Annotated in this window: 14 protein-coding genes; 13 read left to right on the forward strand and 1 reads right to left on the reverse strand. The window is 70.3% G+C overall.

The features are described from left to right. Positions 1–128: 128 nt before the first annotated feature. The 4 genes from tig (at position 129) to clpX (ending at position 4,779) form a co-directional block, all read left to right on the forward strand. Positions 129–1,523: a trigger factor gene (gene tig, locus ACH4SE_RS10365; protein ID WP_398542900.1), complete on the forward strand. Its 1,395-nt coding sequence runs from the start codon at positions 129–131 to the stop codon at positions 1,521–1,523. A gap of 394 nt (positions 1,524–1,917) precedes the next feature. After that, positions 1,918–2,544, forward strand: a complete 627-nt coding sequence (locus ACH4SE_RS10370; protein ID WP_398542901.1) for an ATP-dependent Clp protease proteolytic subunit — start codon at positions 1,918–1,920, stop codon at positions 2,542–2,544. 58 nt (positions 2,545–2,602) lie between these two features. Next, positions 2,603–3,286, forward strand: coding sequence for an ATP-dependent Clp protease proteolytic subunit (locus ACH4SE_RS10375; RefSeq protein ID WP_398542902.1), 684 nt, complete (start codon positions 2,603–2,605; stop codon positions 3,284–3,286). Between the two features lie 209 nt (positions 3,287–3,495). Then, positions 3,496–4,779, forward strand: a complete 1,284-nt coding sequence (gene clpX / locus ACH4SE_RS10380; protein WP_398542903.1) for an ATP-dependent Clp protease ATP-binding subunit ClpX — start codon at positions 3,496–3,498, stop codon at positions 4,777–4,779. Positions 4,780–4,854: 75 nt separating this feature from the next. Here the strand turns inward: clpX and ACH4SE_RS10385 are convergent, their stop codons facing one another. Then, positions 4,855–5,844 (reverse strand): hypothetical protein, encoded by a 990-nt coding sequence (locus ACH4SE_RS10385; RefSeq protein ID WP_398542904.1) that lies wholly within the window; start codon positions 5,842–5,844, stop codon positions 4,855–4,857. A gap of 112 nt (positions 5,845–5,956) precedes the next feature. On the opposite strand from ACH4SE_RS10385, the gene ACH4SE_RS10390 reads away from it, so the two are divergent. From ACH4SE_RS10390 to rodA, 9 genes are all read left to right on the forward strand, one after another. Beyond that, entirely contained in the window at positions 5,957–8,587 is a 2,631-nt protein-coding gene (locus ACH4SE_RS10390; protein ID WP_398542905.1) for a valine--tRNA ligase, read from the forward strand. 77 nt (positions 8,588–8,664) lie between these two features. Further along, complete coding sequence (locus ACH4SE_RS10395) at positions 8,665–10,215, forward strand: bifunctional folylpolyglutamate synthase/dihydrofolate synthase (RefSeq protein ID WP_398542906.1); 1,551 nt, start codon at positions 8,665–8,667, stop codon at positions 10,213–10,215. Positions 10,216–10,228: 13 nt separating this feature from the next. Beyond that, on the forward strand, positions 10,229–10,564 hold the full coding sequence (locus ACH4SE_RS10400) for a DUF4233 domain-containing protein (protein ID WP_398542907.1): 336 nt from the start codon (positions 10,229–10,231) through the stop codon (positions 10,562–10,564). A 56-nt stretch (positions 10,565–10,620) separates the two neighbouring features. Continuing rightward, positions 10,621–11,034 (forward strand): nucleoside-diphosphate kinase, encoded by a 414-nt coding sequence (ndk, locus tag ACH4SE_RS10405; protein ID WP_398542908.1) that lies wholly within the window; start codon positions 10,621–10,623, stop codon positions 11,032–11,034. A 197-nt stretch (positions 11,035–11,231) separates the two neighbouring features. Further along, positions 11,232–12,254, forward strand: coding sequence for a rod shape-determining protein (locus ACH4SE_RS10410; RefSeq protein WP_398543195.1), 1,023 nt, complete (start codon positions 11,232–11,234; stop codon positions 12,252–12,254). 130 nt (positions 12,255–12,384) lie between these two features. Next, positions 12,385–13,383, forward strand: a complete 999-nt coding sequence (mreC, locus tag ACH4SE_RS10415; RefSeq protein ID WP_398542909.1) for a rod shape-determining protein MreC — start codon at positions 12,385–12,387, stop codon at positions 13,381–13,383. 3 nt (positions 13,384–13,386) lie between these two features. After that, complete coding sequence (mreD, locus tag ACH4SE_RS10420) at positions 13,387–14,019, forward strand: rod shape-determining protein MreD (RefSeq protein WP_398542910.1); 633 nt, start codon at positions 13,387–13,389, stop codon at positions 14,017–14,019. Further along, a complete protein-coding gene (mrdA, locus tag ACH4SE_RS10425) occupies positions 14,016–16,259 on the forward strand; it encodes a penicillin-binding protein 2 (protein WP_398542911.1) in 2,244 nt (747 codons plus the stop codon). The genes mreD and mrdA overlap by 4 nt, the downstream gene beginning before the upstream one ends. Next, on the forward strand, positions 16,256–17,455 hold the full coding sequence (gene rodA, locus ACH4SE_RS10430; RefSeq protein WP_398542912.1) for a rod shape-determining protein RodA: 1,200 nt from the start codon (positions 16,256–16,258) through the stop codon (positions 17,453–17,455). Before mrdA ends, rodA begins: the two co-directional genes overlap by 4 nt. The last annotated feature ends 3 nt before the right edge of the window (positions 17,456–17,458 follow it).

Raw genomic sequence — 17,458 nt, forward strand, 5'->3', positions numbered from 1 at the left:
TACGGGTAGGATGGGCCGCCGGCGACCGGGTACGCGGCACGGCCGGGTACCGAGTACCGGATGCGCGAGCCGCGCCGAAGGGCCGAAGGTCCGCCCCCATCAACGTAAAGCCCCAAGGAGACCCAACCGTGAAGAGCGCCGTCGAGACTCTGAACCCGACCCGGGTTCGACTCACTGTCGAGGTGCCCTTCGAGGAGCTCAAGCCCAGCCTCGACGCGGCGTACAAGAAGATCAACAACCAGGTCACGGTGCCGGGCTTCCGCAAGGGCAAGATCCCTGCCCGCGTCATCGACCAGCGCTTCGGTCGCGGTGCGGTCCTCGAAGAGGCCATCAACGACGCGCTGCCGAAGTTCTACACGCAGGCGGTCACCGAGGGCGAGATCAACGTGCTCGGGCAGCCCGACGTCGACATCACCGAGTTCGACGACGGCAACGAGCTGAAGTTCACCGCCGAGGTGGACATCCGCCCGACCATCGAGATCCCGGACTACTCGGGCATCGAGGTCACCGTCGACGCCGTCGAGGTCTCCGACGAGGACGTCGAGAAGTCCCTGCAGCAGCTGCGGGACCGCTTCGCCACCACCACGACCGTGGACCGCCCCGCCGCCGAGGGCGACGTCGTGGTCGTCGACCTGGAGGCGTCCGTGGACGGCGAGGTCCTCGGCGACGGCATCGCCAAGGGCGTCAGCTACACGATCGGCTCCGGCCAGCTCCTCGACGGCATCGACGACGCCGTGACGGGCCTGTCCGCCGGCGGCTCGGCCACCTTCACCTCCGAGCTCAAGGGCGGCTCCGCGGCCGGCCGCGCCGCCGAGGTCAAGGTCGAGGTCTCCGACGTCCAGCAGCGCGAACTGCCGGAGCTGGACGACGAGTTCGCCCAGCTGGCGAGCGAGTTCGACACCCTGGAGGAGCTGCGCGCGGACAGCCGCAAGCGCCTGGAGTCGATGAAGCAGTACGACCAGGCCACGGCCGCCCAGGAGAAGGTCCTCGACGCGCTCATCGAGCTCACCGAGGTCGCGATCCCGGAGAAGCTGCTCAAGGACGAGATCGAGACCCGGACCCACAACCTGGAGCACCACCAGTTCCCGCAGATGGGTCTGACCTGGGAGTCCTTCCTGGAGCGCGAGGGCAAGACGCGCGAGGAGTACGACGCCCAGATCGAGGAGCAGGCGATCAAGGGCATCAAGACCCAGTTCATCCTCGACGAGCTCGTCGGCAAGGAGAAGCTGTCGGTCAACCAGGAGGAGCTCACCGAGCACCTCGTGCGCCGCGCGGCGTCCTCCGGCATGAGCCCCGACCAGTTCGCCCAGGCGGTCGTCGAGGGCAACCAGGTCCAGCTGCTGGTGGGCGAAGTCGCCCGCGGCAAGGCCCTCGCGGTCGTCGTCGAGGCGGCGAAGGTCGTCGACTCCAACGGCGAGGTCGTCGACCTGGCCGACGACGAGGACGAGGACGAGGCCGAGAACACGGAGGGCGCCGAGGCGTCCGAGGGCGACGAGGCCGCCGCGAAGGCCGACGAGGCCTGACCTTCCCCGCTGCGCACGGCGGCGCCGTCAGGGGCGCGGGGAACTGCGCGCGCACCCTCCACCGCCCGCTGGTCCGGAGCGGACCGCACCGCCCTTCGGGGCGGTGCGGACCCGCCCCCGGCGGCGGCCGGGCGCGCGGTTCCCCGCGCCCCCGGGCGTACCCGGCGCGGCAGGCGCGGCCTGAGAGCGCCCGCCCGAAGCGGCGGGGAGCGCTTCACCCGGCGCGGAGCGCCATGCGCTCAGAGCGAACAGGTGGCCGTACAGGATTTACGGCCAGCACCCGCGCGTTAGGGTCCGTAAGGAGAAGGGCGCGGTCCCCCTGCGGGACGGTGCCCCACTCAGACGAAGACCCTGTGACGGCGCTTCTACCGTCCGACAACGAGCAGGTGGATACGTGACGACTCCGATGCCTTCCGCCGCCGGCGAGCCGAACCCCGGTGGCCTCGGCGACCAGGTCTACAACCGACTGCTCGGCGAGCGCATCATCTTCCTCGGCCAAGCGGTCGACGACGACATCGCCAACAAGATCACGGCGCAGCTGCTGCTCCTGGCCGCCGAGCCGGACAAGGACATCTTCCTCTACATCAACAGCCCCGGCGGCTCGGTGACCGCGGGCATGGCGATCTACGACACGATGCAGTTCATCCAGAACGACGTCGTGACGATCGCGATGGGCATGGCCGCCTCGATGGGCCAGTTCCTCCTCACCGCGGGCACCCCGGGCAAGCGTTTCGCGCTGCCGAACACCCGCATCCTGATGCACCAGCCGTCCGCCGGCCTCGGCGGTTCCGCCACCGACATCAAGATCCAGGCCGAGCAGCTGCTGCACACCAAGCGCCGCATGGCCGAGCTGATCGCCCAGCACTCCGGCCAGAGCTTCGAGCAGATCACCAAGGACTCGGACCGCGACCGCTGGTTCTCCGCCGAGGAGGCCAAGGAGTACGGCCTGCTGGACGGGGTCATGCTCTCCGCCGCGCACGTGCCCGGCGGCGGCGGCACCGGCGCGGGCTCCGGCTCCTGAGCCGGGCAGCGGCAGGCCCGACGATCACCCGAAGCTCGACATCACCAGGACGGTGGACGTGAACACTCAGAATTTCCCCGGCAGCGGCCTGTACGAGCGCACCCGGGCCGAGGTGCCCGGCGTGTTCGGCGCCGAGGCCCGCTACCTCGTTCCGCAGTTCGAGGAGCGCACCTCCCAGGGCTACAAGCGCTACGACCCGTACTCGAAGCTGTTCGAGGAGCGGGTGATCTTCCTGGGCGTGCAGATCGACGACACCTCGGCGAACGACGTGATGTCGCAGCTGCTGTGCCTGGAGTCGATGGACCCCGACCGTGACATCTCGGTCTACATCAACAGCCCCGGCGGCTCCTTCACGGCGCTCACCGCGATCTACGACACGATGCAGTTCGTGAAGCCCGACATCCAGACGGTCTGCATGGGCCAGGCGGCCTCGGCCGCCGCGGTGCTGCTGGCCGCCGGCACCCCGGGCAAGCGCATGGCGCTGCCGAACGCCCGGGTGCTGATCCACCAGCCGTACACCGAGACCGGCCGCGGCCAGGTCTCGGACCTGGAGATCGCCGCCAACGAGATCATCCGCATGCGGCAGCAGCTGGAGGAGATGCTCGCCAAGCACTCCACCACGCCGATCGAGCAGATCAGGGACGACATCGAGCGGGACAAGATCCTGACCGCCGAGGAGGCCCTGTCCTACGGTCTCGTCGACCAGATCGTCTCGACCCGCAAGACCTCCGTCGGCGTCTGAGGACGCCCCCGGATCGTCCGGATGCGTCCGCGTCTCGGCTGATCCACCCGAGCGGCGGTTCCGGCCGCGCCCCCTCGCCCCCCTGGACCCGGATGAGCGAGTACGTCCAAGGGGGGCCCACACGGGGGGCGCGGCAAGGTACCGTCGATGAGAGAAGCACCCAGGCTCCGTTGAAGGCCGGCGGAACCCAGGCGAAGGGGAAAGACCTCGTGGCACGCATCGGTGACGGCGGAGACCTGCTGAAGTGCTCGTTCTGCGGAAAGAGCCAGAAGCAGGTGAAGAAGCTCATCGCAGGTCCCGGTGTGTACATCTGCGACGAGTGCATCGATCTCTGCAACGAGATCATCGAGGAGGAGCTCGCCGAGTCCTCCGAGGTCCGCTGGGAGGACCTGCCCAAGCCCCGGGAGATCTACGAGTTCCTGGAGAGCTACGTGGTCGGGCAGATGCCCGCCAAGAAGGCGCTCTCCGTCGCGGTCTACAACCATTACAAGCGCGTCCAGGCCGGGGAGAACGGCCGCCCGGGCCACGAGGACGCGATCGAGCTGGCCAAGTCCAACATCCTGCTGCTAGGCCCCACCGGCTCGGGCAAGACACTGCTGGCGCAGACGCTGGCCCGGATGCTGAACGTGCCGTTCGCCATCGCCGACGCGACCGCGCTCACCGAGGCCGGCTACGTCGGCGAGGACGTCGAGAACATCCTGCTCAAGCTGATCCAGGCGGCGGACTACGACGTCAAGAAGGCCGAGACGGGGATCATCTACATCGACGAGATCGACAAGGTGGCCCGCAAGAGCGAGAACCCGTCGATCACCCGTGACGTGTCGGGCGAGGGCGTGCAGCAGGCGCTGCTGAAGATCCTGGAGGGCACCACCGCGAGCGTCCCGCCGCAGGGCGGCCGCAAGCACCCGCACCAGGAGTTCATCCAGATCGACACGACGAACGTGCTGTTCATCGTGGGCGGCGCCTTCGCCGGGCTGGAGAAGATCATCGAGTCGCGGGCGGGCGCCAAGGGCATCGGGTTTGGCGCGACCATCCGCTCCAAGCGCGAACTGCAGGCCGCGGACCTCTTCCAGGAGATCATGCCGGAGGACCTGGTGAAGTTCGGGATGATCCCGGAGTTCATCGGCCGCCTGCCGGTCATCACCAGCGTGCACAACCTGGACCGCGAGGCGCTGCTGCAGATCCTCGTCGAGCCGCGCAACGCGCTCGTGAAGCAGTACCAGAAGCTGTTCGAACTCGACGGCGTGGAGCTGGAGTTCGAGCGCGGCGCGCTGGAGGCCATCGCCGACCAGGCGATCCTGCGGCAGACCGGGGCGCGGGGTCTGCGCGCGATCATGGAGGAGGTGCTGATGTCGGTCATGTACGAGGTGCCGTCCCGCAAGGACGTCGCCCGCGTGGTGATCACCGCCGACGTCGTGCACTCCAACGTCAACCCGACGCTGGTGCCGCGCGAGCCGCGCATCGTCGGCAAGGGCGAGCAGAAGAGCGCCTAGCCGCGGGCCCGCACGACGCGCCGAGGGGCGCCCGGTTCCGTACCGGGCGCCCCTCGCCGTGTGCCGGGCCGGCGGTCAGCCGATCGGCACACGGACGTCCTTGCGCACCTGGGCGGTCAGGTCCGCGGTGGCGTTGACGTCCGTGGCGCCGCCGCCGGCGGCCATGGAGGCCAGGTCGAACGGGAGGATGTAGCCGACCGTGCTGTAGTCGGCCCACAGGCAGATCGTCAGGTTGACGGTCTTGCCGGAGTCGTCGTCCGTGCTCTTGGCCTGCTGGCACTTCATGACCGCGTCCTCGGCGCCGGCCGGGTGCACGGACTGGGCGTCGCCCACCAGCTGGGTCTTGTCGTCCTTGGTCTTCTCGGACTCCGACTTCAGCTGGGCGAACATGCCGTCGACGACCTTCTGCGGGTCCTTGACCTGGCCGTAGACGCCGTGGAATTCGATGAGCTTCCCGGTGAGCGCCGAGGAGCCCTTCATGTAACCCGCCGTCACCCTGGTCGGGTTGCTGACGCCGAGCGACTTCAGCTTGGCCATGTCCTCGTCGTCGAAGCCGTCGTCGTCGGACGGTGTGTCGTCGGACTTCTGGTAGCCGTCGGCGACCGTGTCCGGCGTGATCAGCTTGTACTTCTTGCCGTCGTCCTTCAGACCGCCGCTGCCGCCGTCGGAGCCCTGCATCGCGAAGACGACGCCGCCGATGACCGCCGCGACCACCACGACCGCGCCGATGACGAGGCCGGTCTTCTTGCCGTTGCCGCCGTTCTGCGGCGCGGCCGGCGGCTGGCCGTAGCCGTAGCCCTGCTGCGGCACCTGCCCGTACGGCGGCTGGCCGCCCTGCTGCGGGTAGCCGTAACCGGGCTGCGCCGGCGGCTGCTGGCCGTAACCCGGCTGCTGCCCGTAGCCGGGCTGCTGCTGCGGCGCCTGCTGCGGGTAGCCGTAGCCGGGCTGCGCGGGCTGCTGCTGGCCGTAACCCGGCTGAGGCTGGCCGTAGCCCCCCGGCTGCTGGCCGTACGGGTTCTGCGGCTGCTGCCCGTACGGGTTGGGCGGCGGCTGGTTGCTGCTCATGGTCGTCCCCTCCGTCAACGAATCCCCCCATCCTGGCGGACGCCCCGCGCGGGAGCGCGGGCAGGGGGCAACTGATTCGTAACAGCCCCGGCCGCCCCCGTAGAATCGGCGGGTGACCGAGAACACTCAGCGCCCCGCCAGCGGGCCGAACAGCACCCCCGATCTGCCGACGACGTACACGCCGGCCGAGGTAGAGGGGCCGCTGTACGAGCGCTGGGTGGAGCGCGGCTACTTCGAGGCGGACGCCAAGAGCGACAAGCCGCCGTACACCATCGTCATCCCGCCGCCGAACGTCACCGGCACCCTGCACCTGGGTCACGCCTTCCAGCACACGCTCATGGACGCCCTCACCCGCCGCAAGCGGATGCAGGGTTACGAGGCGCTGTGGCTGCCCGGCATGGACCACGCCGGTATCGCCACGCAGAACAAGGTGGAGCAGCAGCTCGCGGAGGAGGGCAAGTCGCGCCACGACGTCGGCCGCGAGGCCTTCGTCGAGCGTGTCTGGCGCTGGAAGGAGGAGTACGGCGGGCGCATCCTCGGCCAGATGCGGCGGCTCGGTGACGGCGTCGACTGGTCCAGGGAACGCTTCACGATGGACGAGGGCCTCTCGCGCGCCGTCCAGACGATCTTCAAGCGGCTCTACGACGACGAGCTGATCTACCGCGCCGAACGCATCATCAACTGGTGCCCGCGCTGCCTGACGGCCATCTCCGACATCGAGGTGGAGTACCAGGACGACGACGGCGAGCTGGTGTCGATCCGCTACGGCGAGGGCGAGGACAGCGTCGTCGTGGCCACCACCCGGGTCGAGACGATGCTCGGCGACACCGCCGTCGCCGTCCACCCGGACGACGAGCGCTACCGGCACCTGGTCGGCCGGCGCATCAAGCTGCCGCTCACCGACCGCACCATCCCGGTCGTCGCCGACACCCATGTCGACCCGGAGTTCGGCACGGGCGCGGTCAAGGTGACGCCCGCGCACGACCCCAACGACTTCGCGATCGGCCAGCGGCACGACCTGGAGTCGCTGACGATCCTGGACGAGCGCGCGGTCATCACCGTGCCCGGCCCCTTCGAGGGCCTGGACCGCTTCGAGGCGCGCTCGGCGATCGTCGCCGCGCTGCGCGAGCAGGGCCGGATCGTCGCCGAGAAGCGCCCGTACGTCCACTCGGTGGGCCACTGCTCGCGCTGCCGCACCGCCATCGAGCCGCGGCTGTCGCTCCAGTGGTGGGTCAAGGTCGGCCCCCTGGCGCAGGCCGCGGGCGACGCGGTGCGCGACGGCCGGGTCACCATCCACCCGCGGGAGATGGAGAAGCGGTACTTCGACTGGGTCGACAACATGCACGACTGGTGCATCTCGCGTCAGCTGTGGTGGGGTCACCGCATCCCGGTGTGGTACGGGCCGAACGGCGAGACGGTGTGCGTCGGCCCCGACGAGCAGCCTCCGGCCGGCGAGGGCTGGACGCAGGACTCCGACGTCCTGGACACCTGGTTCTCCTCCGGCCTGTGGCCCTTCTCGACGCTGGGCTGGCCCGACAGCACCCCGGACCTGGCGAAGTTCTACCCGACCGACGTGCTGCTGACCGGCCACGACATCATCTTCTTCTGGGTCGCCCGGATGATGATGTTCGGCCTGTACGCGATGGACGGTGTGGCGCCCTTCCACACCGTCGCGCTCACCGGCCTGGTGCGCGACGAGCACGGCAAGAAGATGTCCAAGTCCAACCCCAACTCGGTGGACCCGCTGGACTGGATGGACGCCTACGGCTCGGACGCGGTCCGCTTCACCCTGGCCACCGGCGCCAACCCCGGTGCGGACGTGCCGATCGGCGAGGACTGGGTCAAGGCGTCCCGCAACTTCGCCAACAAGATCTGGAACGCGACCCGCTTCGCGCTCATGAACGGCGCCACCACCCAGGGCCCGCTGCCCGCGCCCGGGGAGATGGCGGCGGCCGACCGGTGGATCCTGTCCCGGCTCGGGCGGGTCGTCGCCGAGGTCGACGGCCACTACGACGACTACCAGTTCGCGAAGCTGTCGGACGCGCTCTACCACTTCGCGTGGGACGAGGTCTTCGACTGGTACGTGGAGCTGTCCAAGACCACCTTCCTCGGCGGCGGCGAGGGCGCCCGGGTCTCCGGGCGGGTCCTCGGCGAGGTCCTGGACACGCTGCTGCGGCTGCTGCACCCGGTCGTGCCCTTCGTCACCGACACCCTGTGGACGACGCTCACCGGCGGCGAGTCGCTCGTCGTCGCCGACTGGCCGAAGGACAGCGGCTTCCGCGACCCGGAGGCGGAGGCGGAGATCGCCGCGGTGCAGCGGCTCGTCACCGAGGTCCGCCGCTTCCGCAGCGACCAGGGCCTCCAGCCGGGCCAGCGGGTGCCCGCCCGGCTCACCCTGGACGGCACGGTGCTCGGCCCGCACGAGGGGGCCATCCGGCAGCTGCTGCGGCTCCAGCCGGCCGAGGAGGGCTTCCACGCCACCGCCTCGCTGCCGGTCGGCGGCGCCACCGTCGAGCTGGACCTGTCCGGCACGATCGACGTGGCCGCCGAGCGCAAGCGGCTCACCAAGGATCTGGCGGCGGCCGAGAAGGAGAAGTCCGACGCGGAGCGCAAGCTCGGCAACGAGGGCTTCCTCGCCAAGGCCCCGGAGAAGGTCGTGACCGGCATCCGGGCCCGGCTCGCGACCGCGGAGTCCGACATCGAGCGGATCACCGCCCAGCTCGCCGCCCTCCCGCAGGGCTGACGGGCGGCGCGCCGCCGCGTACGGGCGGGAGCGGCCCTGGCCATGAGGCCGGGGCCGCCTTCCGTAGACTGGACGGCGTGAGCGACCTCCCCCGCAGCGGCGAATCCGGATACGACGACGCCTTCGACCCGGACGCGGACGACGCCGGCCGCGACCTGGACGACGAGCGCACCGCGGCCGACGCGCCCCGCGAGGTGGACATGGCCGTCATCGAGGCCGGCAGCCGCACGCTGCGGGCCGGTGTCGCGCCCTCCGCCGCCGACGACGTGCCGCGCCGCCCCGAGGATCCGGCGGTGGACCGCGAGCTGCGCGAGGTCGAGGCGGAACTGCTGGCCCGCTGGCCGGAGACCAAGCTCGACCCGTCGCTGGTGCGGATGCAGGCCATGATGGACGTGCTCGGCGAACCGCAGCGCGGCTACCCGTCGATCCACATCACCGGCACCAACGGCAAGACCAGCACCGCGCGGATGATCGAGCGGCTGCTGCTCGCCTTCGAGCTGCGCGTGGGCCGCTACACCAGCCCGCACGTCCAGGCCATCACCGAGCGGATCAGCCTGGACGGCGCCCCGATCAGCGCCGAGCGCTTCATCGAGACCTACCGCGACCTCCAGCCGTACGTGCAGATGGTCGACGCCTCCCAGGAGCACCGGCTGTCGTTCTTCGAGGTCATCACCTCGATGGCGTACGCGGCCTTCGCCGACGCGCCCGTGGACGTCGCGGTCGTCGAGGTCGGCATGGGCGGCAGCTGGGACGCGACCAACGTGATCGACGGGCAGGTCGCCGTCGTCACCCCGATCGCGCTGGACCACACCGACCGGCTCGGCCGCACCCCGGGCGAGATCGCGGTGGAGAAGTCCGGCATCGTCAAGAAGGGCTCGACCGCCGTCCTCGCCCGGCAGCCCGCGGACGCGGCGCACACGCTGCTGGAGCGGGCGGTGCGGGAGGACGCGACGGTCGCCCGCGAGGGCACGGAGTTCGGCGTCGTCGCCCGCGAGGTGGCCGTCGGCGGCCAGTTGCTGACGCTGCGCGGGCTCGGCGGCGAGTACGAGCAGGTCTTCCTGCCGCTGTACGGCGAGCACCAGGCGCAGAACGCGGCGGTCGCGCTCGCCGCGGTCGAGGCGTTCTTCGGCATCGGCCAGGTCCACCAGCGCACCCTGGACGTGGACACCGTGCGCAGCGCGTTCGCCGCGGTCACCTCGCCGGGCCGGCTGGAGGTCGTGCGCCGCAGCCCCAGCGTGGTGCTGGACGCCGCGCACAACCCGGCGGGCGCGCAGGCCACCGCGGCCGCGATCCGCGAGGCCTTCGACTTCACGCACCTGGTGGGCGTCGTGAGCCCGAGCCGGGACAAGGACGTGCGCGGGCTGCTGGAGGCGTTCGAGCCGGTCCTCGCCGAGATCGTCGTGACGCGCAACTCCACCTCCCGGGCGATGGACGTGGACGAGCTGGCGGCACTCGCCGTCGAGGTGTTCGGCGACGAGCGGGTGCAGGTCGAACCGCGGCTGGACGACGCGCTGGAGGCGGCGATCACGCTGGCCGAGGACGAGGGCGCGTACGCGGGCGCGGGCGTGCTGGTCACCGGTTCGGTCATCACCGTGGGAGAGGCCCGGCTGCTGCTGGGTCGCAGTTGAGGGGCTTGATCTCATGCGCATGCTGTGTTCGACCACGCTGATCAGCGAGTTCTTCGTGGTCGGCTTCGCGGGACTGGTCGCGATGAAGAACGAGGACCTGTCGATGGGCACCGTGTGGACGGTGTGCGGGATCGTGATGGTGCTGTGCCTGCTGCTGTGCGGGATGCTGGGGCGGCGCGGTGCGCTCACGCTCGGCTGGGCGCTGCAGATCGGGCTGATCGCCAGCGGTCTCGCGGTCGGTACGATGTACTTCCTCGGCGCGGTCTTCGCGGCGCTGTGGTGGGCGTCGATCCACTACGGGCGCGTGATCGACGAGGCCAAGGCCAGGAACGCGGCGCAGTCCGCCTGACCGCGGCCTTGTAGGCTCATCGCACCAACCGTCACCCATCCCCGCAGGAGCCGCCCGTGTCCACGCGCACCCTCGTCCTTCTCAAGCCCGACGCTGTCCGCCGCGGCCTGGTCGGCGAGATCGTCGGCCGTATCGAACGCAAGGCGGGCTGGACGATCAGCGCCCTGGAACTGCGCACCCTGGACCGCGGCACCCTGGAGCAGCACTACGCCGAGCACGTCGGCCGGCCGTTCTACGAGCCGCTGGTGGAGTTCATGTCCGCGGGCCCCTCGGTGGCGCTGGTCGTCGAGGGCGAGCGCGTCGTCGAGGGCATGCGCGCGCTGGCCGGCCCCACCGACCCGATCGCCGCCGCGCCCGGGTCCATCCGGGGAGACTTCGGCACCATCGTGCGGGAGAACCTGGTGCACGCCTCCGACTCGCCGGAGTCCGCGGAGCGCGAGATCAAGCTGTTCTTCCCCGGTCTGGCCTAACTCCTGCAATTGCCGGGCGTAGCCCGTGGCCTGTCGGGAACCAAACACTCCGACACGGCGTCACCATTACTGGGGTCTGCTGTGTGTTCTGATGACAATGACGTCGGAGCCCCGGCCCGCGCGCCTCACAGGTCGCGACTACGATGGAATCTCCGCTCAAGCTCGGGAAGGCCAGACGTATCCTCATGGCGAACAACATGTCGTTCATCGGCCGTGACATGGCTGTCGACCTCGGCACGGCCAACACGCTGGTGTACGTCAGGGGCCGCGGGATCGTGCTGAACGAGCCATCGGTGGTGGCGGTCAACACCAACACCGGCGGCATCCTGGCGGTCGGCGCCGAGGCCAAGAAGATGATCGGCCGCACACCGGGCAACATCGTGGCGGTGCGGCCGCTGAAGGACGGCGTCATCGCCGACTTCGAGATCACCGAGCGGATGCTGCGGTACTTCATCCTCAAGGTGCACCGCCGCCGCTACCTCGCCCGCCCGCGCATGGTCATCTGCGTGCCGTCCGGCATCACCGGCGTGGAGCGCCGCGCCGTCATCGACGCGGCCAACCAGGCCGGCGCGCGGACCGTGCACATCATCGAGGAGCCGATGGCCGCCGCGATCGGTGCGGGCCTTCCGGTCCACGAGGCGACGGGCAACATGGTCGTCGACATCGGCGGCGGCACGACCGAGGTCGCGGTCATCAGCCTCGGCGGCATCGTCACCGCGCAGTCCATCCGGACGGCGGGCGACGAGCTGGACAACGCGATCATCCAGCACATCAAGAAGGAGTACAGCCTGCTGCTGGGCGAGCGCACCGCCGAGCAGATCAAGCTGACCGTCGGCTCCGCGTTCGCGAGCAAGGAAGACGACGAGCACACCGAGATCCGCGGCCGGGACCTGGTCAGCGGCCTGCCGAAGACCGTCGTGATCTCCGCCGCGGAAGTACGCAAGGCCATCGAGGAACCGGTCAACGCGATCGTCGACGCGGTCAAGACCACGCTCGACAAGTGCCCGCCGGAGCTGTCCGGCGACATCATGGACCGCGGCATCGTGCTCGCCGGCGGCGGTGCGCTGCTGCGCGGCCTGGACGAGCGGCTGCGGCACGAGACGGGCATGCCGATCCACATCGCCGAGACCCCGCTGGACTGCGTGGCGCTCGGCGCCGGCAAGTGCGTCGAGGAGTTCGAGGCGCTGCAGCGCGTCCTCGACGCGGCACCCCGCAGATGACCCGCGGCCCGCGGGCCGCCGCCTCGCGAGGCCCGGCCGCCCGCGGCGCACGCACCCCAGCACAGTAGCTCCGACCGGCCGCTTGCCCCACCGGCGGCGGGTCCGATGAGGAAGGCACGGACTGGCGCCCGTGAGGGACACAAAGGAGAGCCGGCTGCTGCTGGTGCTGCTGGTGGTGATCGCGTTCGCGCTGATCACCGTGGACATCCGGGGTGGTGAGAACTCGCCGCTCGACCGGCCGCGGCAGGCCGCGGAATCCGTCTTCGGCCCGGTGGAGGACGCCGTCTCCGGAGTCGTCGACCCGGTCGGCAACGCGGTGGACGCGGTGCGCGACTCCGGCGGCCGCAGCAGCACCATCACCCGGCTGGAACGCGAGAACGCCGCGCTCAAGCAGAAGCTCGGCAGCAGCGACATCACCCGTAACCGGGCCCGGGAACTCGACGGGCTGCTCAGGACCGCCGGCGCCGGGCAGTACGCCATCAAGGGCGCGCAGGTCATCGCGATAGGAGCCGCGCAGGGCTTCTCCTGGACGGTCACCATCGACGCCGGCAGCCGCGACGGCATCACCCGCGACATGACCGTCATCAACGGCGACGGCCTGGTCGGCCGGGTCACCACGGTCGGCAGCAGCACCTCGACCGTGCTGCTCGCCAACGACCCGGACTTCACCGTGGGCACCCGGCTGGAGAGCTCCATGGAGCTGGGCTTCGCCAGCGGCGAGGGCGACCGCCCGATGCGCGTGCAGCTGCTCAACGGCAGGGCCGCCGTGCACAAGGGCGACCGGCTGGTGACCTTCGGCTCCGAGAAGGGCAAGCCCTTCGTGCCCGGCGTGCCGGTCGGCAAGGTCATCGGTGTCGACCCGTCCGGCGGCAACCTCACCAAGACCCTCCAGGTGCAGCCCTTCGTCGGCTTCACCAAGCTCGACGTCGTCGGCGTCGTCGTGGTCGGCCCCCGTACCGACCCGCGCGACAGCGTGCTGCCGCCCCGTCCGACGACCCCGCCGCCCCCCAAGCCCAAGGCGACGGGCACGCCCACCGCCCCGGCCTCCCCGGGCGGCGACCACGCCGACAGCGTGCTGCCGCCCGCGACCGTCACCACCACGCCGACCAGCAACGGCAGCAGGGACTGACCCATGCGTCTGAACCGGATCGTGCTCCCCACCGTGCTGGTCGTCGTGGCGATGGTCGTCCAGGTCAGCGTGCTGGCCCGGCTGCACCTGCCCGGTGCGGTGCCCGACCTGCTGCTGCTCACCGTGCTGGGCCTGGCCATCAGCTACGGCCACGTCGCCGGCTGCCTCATCGGCTTCTTCGCCGGGCTGCTCGCCGACCTCGCGCCGCCCGCCGACCACGCCGTGGGCCGCTACGCGCTCGTGCTGTGCGTCGTCGGCTACGCGGCGGGCCTGGCCAAGCCGGAGAGCGGCCGGCTGCGCACCGCCGCCGGGCCCATGCTCGTCGTCATCGGCGGCGCGGTCGCCACCACGCTGCTCTACGCGGGCGTCGGCAGCCTCGTCGGCGACACCGCCGGGGCCCACGTGGGCCTGTCCAAGCTCGTCCTCACCGCGACGATCTACGACCTGCTGCTCGCGCCCTTCGTGGTGCCGCTGGTCATGGCGATGGCGCGGCACTTCGACCACGACCCGATGTCCGAGGACGTCTCCGGGGGCTACGGCGGCGGCCGGGCCGGCCGGATCAGGACCGGTATCGCCGCTCCGCGCGGCGGGCTCTTCGGCAGGGTCGGCACGATGGCCAGGGGGGCCAGGCGATGAGCGGCAACATCCCGGAGACCGGGCGCACCACCCGGGTGACGATCCGGCTGGTCATCCTGCAGATCCTGGTGGTGTCGCTGCTGCTCACGCTCGGCGGGCGGCTGTGGTTCCTGCAGATCCGCAACGGCGAGCAGTACGACGAGAAGGCCGCCAGCAACCACATCCAGCAGGTCGTCACCTCCGCCGTGCGCGGCGCCATCCTGGACGACCGCGGGGTGCCGCTCGCCGACAACGAGACCAAGCTCGTGGTCTCCGCCAGCCGCACCGACCTGCTCAAGCAGGCCGACGACGGCACCGCCGTGCTCACCCGGCTCGCCGGGGTGCTGGACATGGCGCCGCAGGAGGTCATGGACAAGGTCCGGCTGTGCGACGCCAAGACGCCCAAGCCGTGCTGGAACGGCTCGCCCTACCAGCCCATCCCCATCACCGACTCGGCCACCACCCAGCAGGCCCTGCAGATCATGGAGCGGCGCGAGGACTTCCCCGGCATCACCGCCGAGCCCACCGCCGTACGCCGCTACGCCGGCCCCTTCAAGGCCAACGCGGCGCAGGTGCTCGGCTACCTCGGCCCGGTCACCGACGACGAGGTCAGCGCCTCGGAGAAGACCAAGACCCCGCTGCTGCGCTCCGACCAGATCGGCCGCTCCGGCCTGGAGAACGTCTACGACGACGAGCTGCGCGGCACCGCGGGCGTCACCCGCTACGAGGTGGACAACCTCGGCCGCGTCATCGGCAAGGCCGGCGACACGCCCGCCGAGCCCGGCAGCAACCTCGTGACCAGTATCGACGCCCGCGTCCAGGCGGTCACCGAGAAAGAGCTGAACGACGCGATGGTGGCCGCGCGCAAGACGTACGACAAGGTCACGCACAAGAACTACAAGGCCGACTCCGGCGCCGCGGTCGTCATGGACAACCGCACCGGGCGCATCATCGCGATGGCGAGCCTGCCGACGTACGACCCCAACGAGTGGGTCGGCGGCATCTCCGTGAAGGCCTACAACCAGCTGATCGACAAGAAGTCCGACTACCCGCTGCTGAACCGGGCCATCCAGGGCCAGTCGGCGCCGGGCTCGACCTTCAAGGTCATCTCCACCAGTGCCGCCATCAACGCCGGCTACGCGGCGGACGGCAACTACCCCTGCACCTCGTCGATGACCGTGGGCGGCACGACGTTCAAGAACTTCGAGAACGAGAGCTTCGGGGACATCTCGCTGGGCCGCGCCCTGGAGGTCTCCTGCGACACCGTCTTCTACGGCATCGCCTACCAGGAGTGGCTGAAGGACGGCGGCCTGAACGCCAAGCACCCCAAGGACTGGTTCTTCAAGACCGCCCACCAGTTCGGCCTGGGCGCCAAGACCGGTGTCGACCTGCCCGGCGAGGTCACCGGGCGGGTCCCGGACCGGCAGTGGGCCTCGGAGTACAACGACGAGATGCACAACTACTGGTGCCGTACCGCCGCGAAGCACAAGAACGACAAGCAGAAGAGCCTGGACGTCCAGAACTCCATCGAGAAGTGCGCCGACCACAACGTGATCCGCGCCGGTGACTCCATCAACTACTCCATCGGCCAGGGCGACACGCTCGTCACGCCGGTGCAGATGGCCCGGATCTACGCGGCCCTCGCCAACGGCGGCACCCTCTACCAGCCGACCATCGGCAAGGCGGTCGTCAGCGCGGACGGCAGGACGGTCACGCCGATCAAGCCCAAGGTCGCCGGCAAGCTCCCGGACACCAAGGCCACGCTGAAGTACATCGACAAGGCGCTGGCCGGCGTGGTCACCGAGGGCACCGCCGACTGGAAGTTCGGCGGCTGGCCGCAGGACAAGATCCCGCTGCACGCCAAGACCGGTACGGCGGAGGTCTCCGGCAAGCAGACCACGTCCTGGTTCGACACCTACACCAAGGACTACACGATCGTCATGACGATCTCCCAGGGCGGCACCGGCTCCGGCGCCTCCGGCGAGGCCGTCCGCCGCATCTACGAGGCGATGTACGGCATCACCAAGGACAGCGCCCAGATCGACCCGAAGAAGGGCATCATGCCCAAGCCGGTGACGGCGCTCCCGAAGATCTCCGAGGACGGCGTCGTGACGCAGGCCTCGTACACCGTGCCCGCCGCCGACGAGCTGTACGTCCCCGCCGACGGCCCGGCCACCGCGGGCGGCGCCGCCCCCGTGGTCGCCGCGCTCGGCCCCGGCCGCCCGGAGAAGCTGCTGCTCGGCAGGCGGTACTCGTCATGACCGCCTCCGGCTACGCGAGCGTCCCGCGCTACACCCCCCAGAAGTCCACCCTCGGGAAGATCTTCGCGCGCGACTCGGTCTTCCGCCGGATGGACTGGGTGCTGCTCATCGCGGCGCTGCTGCTCACCGGCATCGGCACGCTGCTCGTCTACTCCGCGACCCGCGGCCGCACCAACCTCACGCACGGCGACCAGTACTACTTCCTGATCCGGCATCTGATGAACGCCGGTATCGGCGCCGCCCTCGGCGTCGGCACCGTCGTCATCGGCCACCGCCGGATGCGGGACGTCGTGCCGTTCTACTACGGCCTCGCGATCCTCGGCATCCTCGCGGTGCTCAGCCCGCTGGGCTCCACCGTCAACGGCGCGCACTCCTGGATCGTCGTCGGCGGCGGCTTCTCGCTCCAGCCCTCGGAGTTCGTCAAGGTCGCGATCATCGTCGGGATGGCGGTCGTGCTGTCCGCCCGGGTCGACGCGGGCGACCGCGAGCACCCCGACCACCGCACCGTCATGCAGGCCCTCGGCCTGGCCCTGCTGCCCATCCTGATCATCCTGATGATGCCGGACCTCGGCTCCGTCATGGTGCTCGGCGCGATCGTGCTGGGTGTGCTGCTCGCCTCCGGCGCGTCCAACCGCTGGGTCTTCGGCCTCATCGCCTCCGGCATCCTCGGCGCCGTCCTGGTGTGGCAGCTCGGCATCCTCGACAAGTACCAGATCGACCGTTTCGCGGCCTTCGCCAACCCCGCCCTCGACCCCTCCGGTGTCGGCTACAACACCAGCCAGGCCCGTATCGCCATCGGCTCGGGCGGCCTGCTGGGCAAGGGCCTCTTCCACGGCGGCCAGACCAGCGGGCAGTTCGTCCCCGAGCAGCAGACGGACTTCGTCTTCTCCGTCGCCGGCGAGGAGCTGGGCTTCGTCGGCGCGGCCTTCATCATCGCCCTGATCGGCCTCATCCTGTGGCGCGCCTGCGCGATCGCCCGCGGCGCGACCGACCTCTACGGCACGATCGTCGCCGCCGGGGTGGTGACCTGGTTCGCCTTCCAGTCCTTCGAGAACATCGGCATGACGCTGGGCATCATGCCGGTCACCGGCATCCCCTTGCCCTTCGTGTCGTACGGGGGGTCCTCGATGTTCGCGAACTGCATCGCCATAGGGCTGCTCCAGTCCGTGAAGATGCAGCGGCCGATGTCGGCGTAGGGC

The organism is Streptomyces sp. NPDC020983, assembly GCF_044333485.1.
Lineage (GTDB): Bacteria > Actinomycetota > Actinomycetes > Streptomycetales > Streptomycetaceae > Actinacidiphila.

Coding starts and splice junctions, on each gene's coding strand:
- ACH4SE_RS10385 (WP_398542904.1), bottom strand. CDS start 5,844: ATGAGCAGCAACCAGCCGCCGCCCAACCCGTACGGGCAGCAGCCGCAG.
- ACH4SE_RS10400 (WP_398542907.1), top strand. CDS start 10,229: ATGCGCATGCTGTGTTCGACCACGCTGATCAGCGAGTTCTTCGTGGTC.
- ACH4SE_RS10410 (WP_398543195.1), top strand. CDS start 11,232: ATGTCGTTCATCGGCCGTGACATGGCTGTCGACCTCGGCACGGCCAAC.
- mreD (WP_398542910.1), top strand. CDS start 13,387: ATGCGTCTGAACCGGATCGTGCTCCCCACCGTGCTGGTCGTCGTGGCG.
- mrdA (WP_398542911.1), top strand. CDS start 14,016: ATGAGCGGCAACATCCCGGAGACCGGGCGCACCACCCGGGTGACGATC.
- rodA (WP_398542912.1), top strand. CDS start 16,256: ATGACCGCCTCCGGCTACGCGAGCGTCCCGCGCTACACCCCCCAGAAG.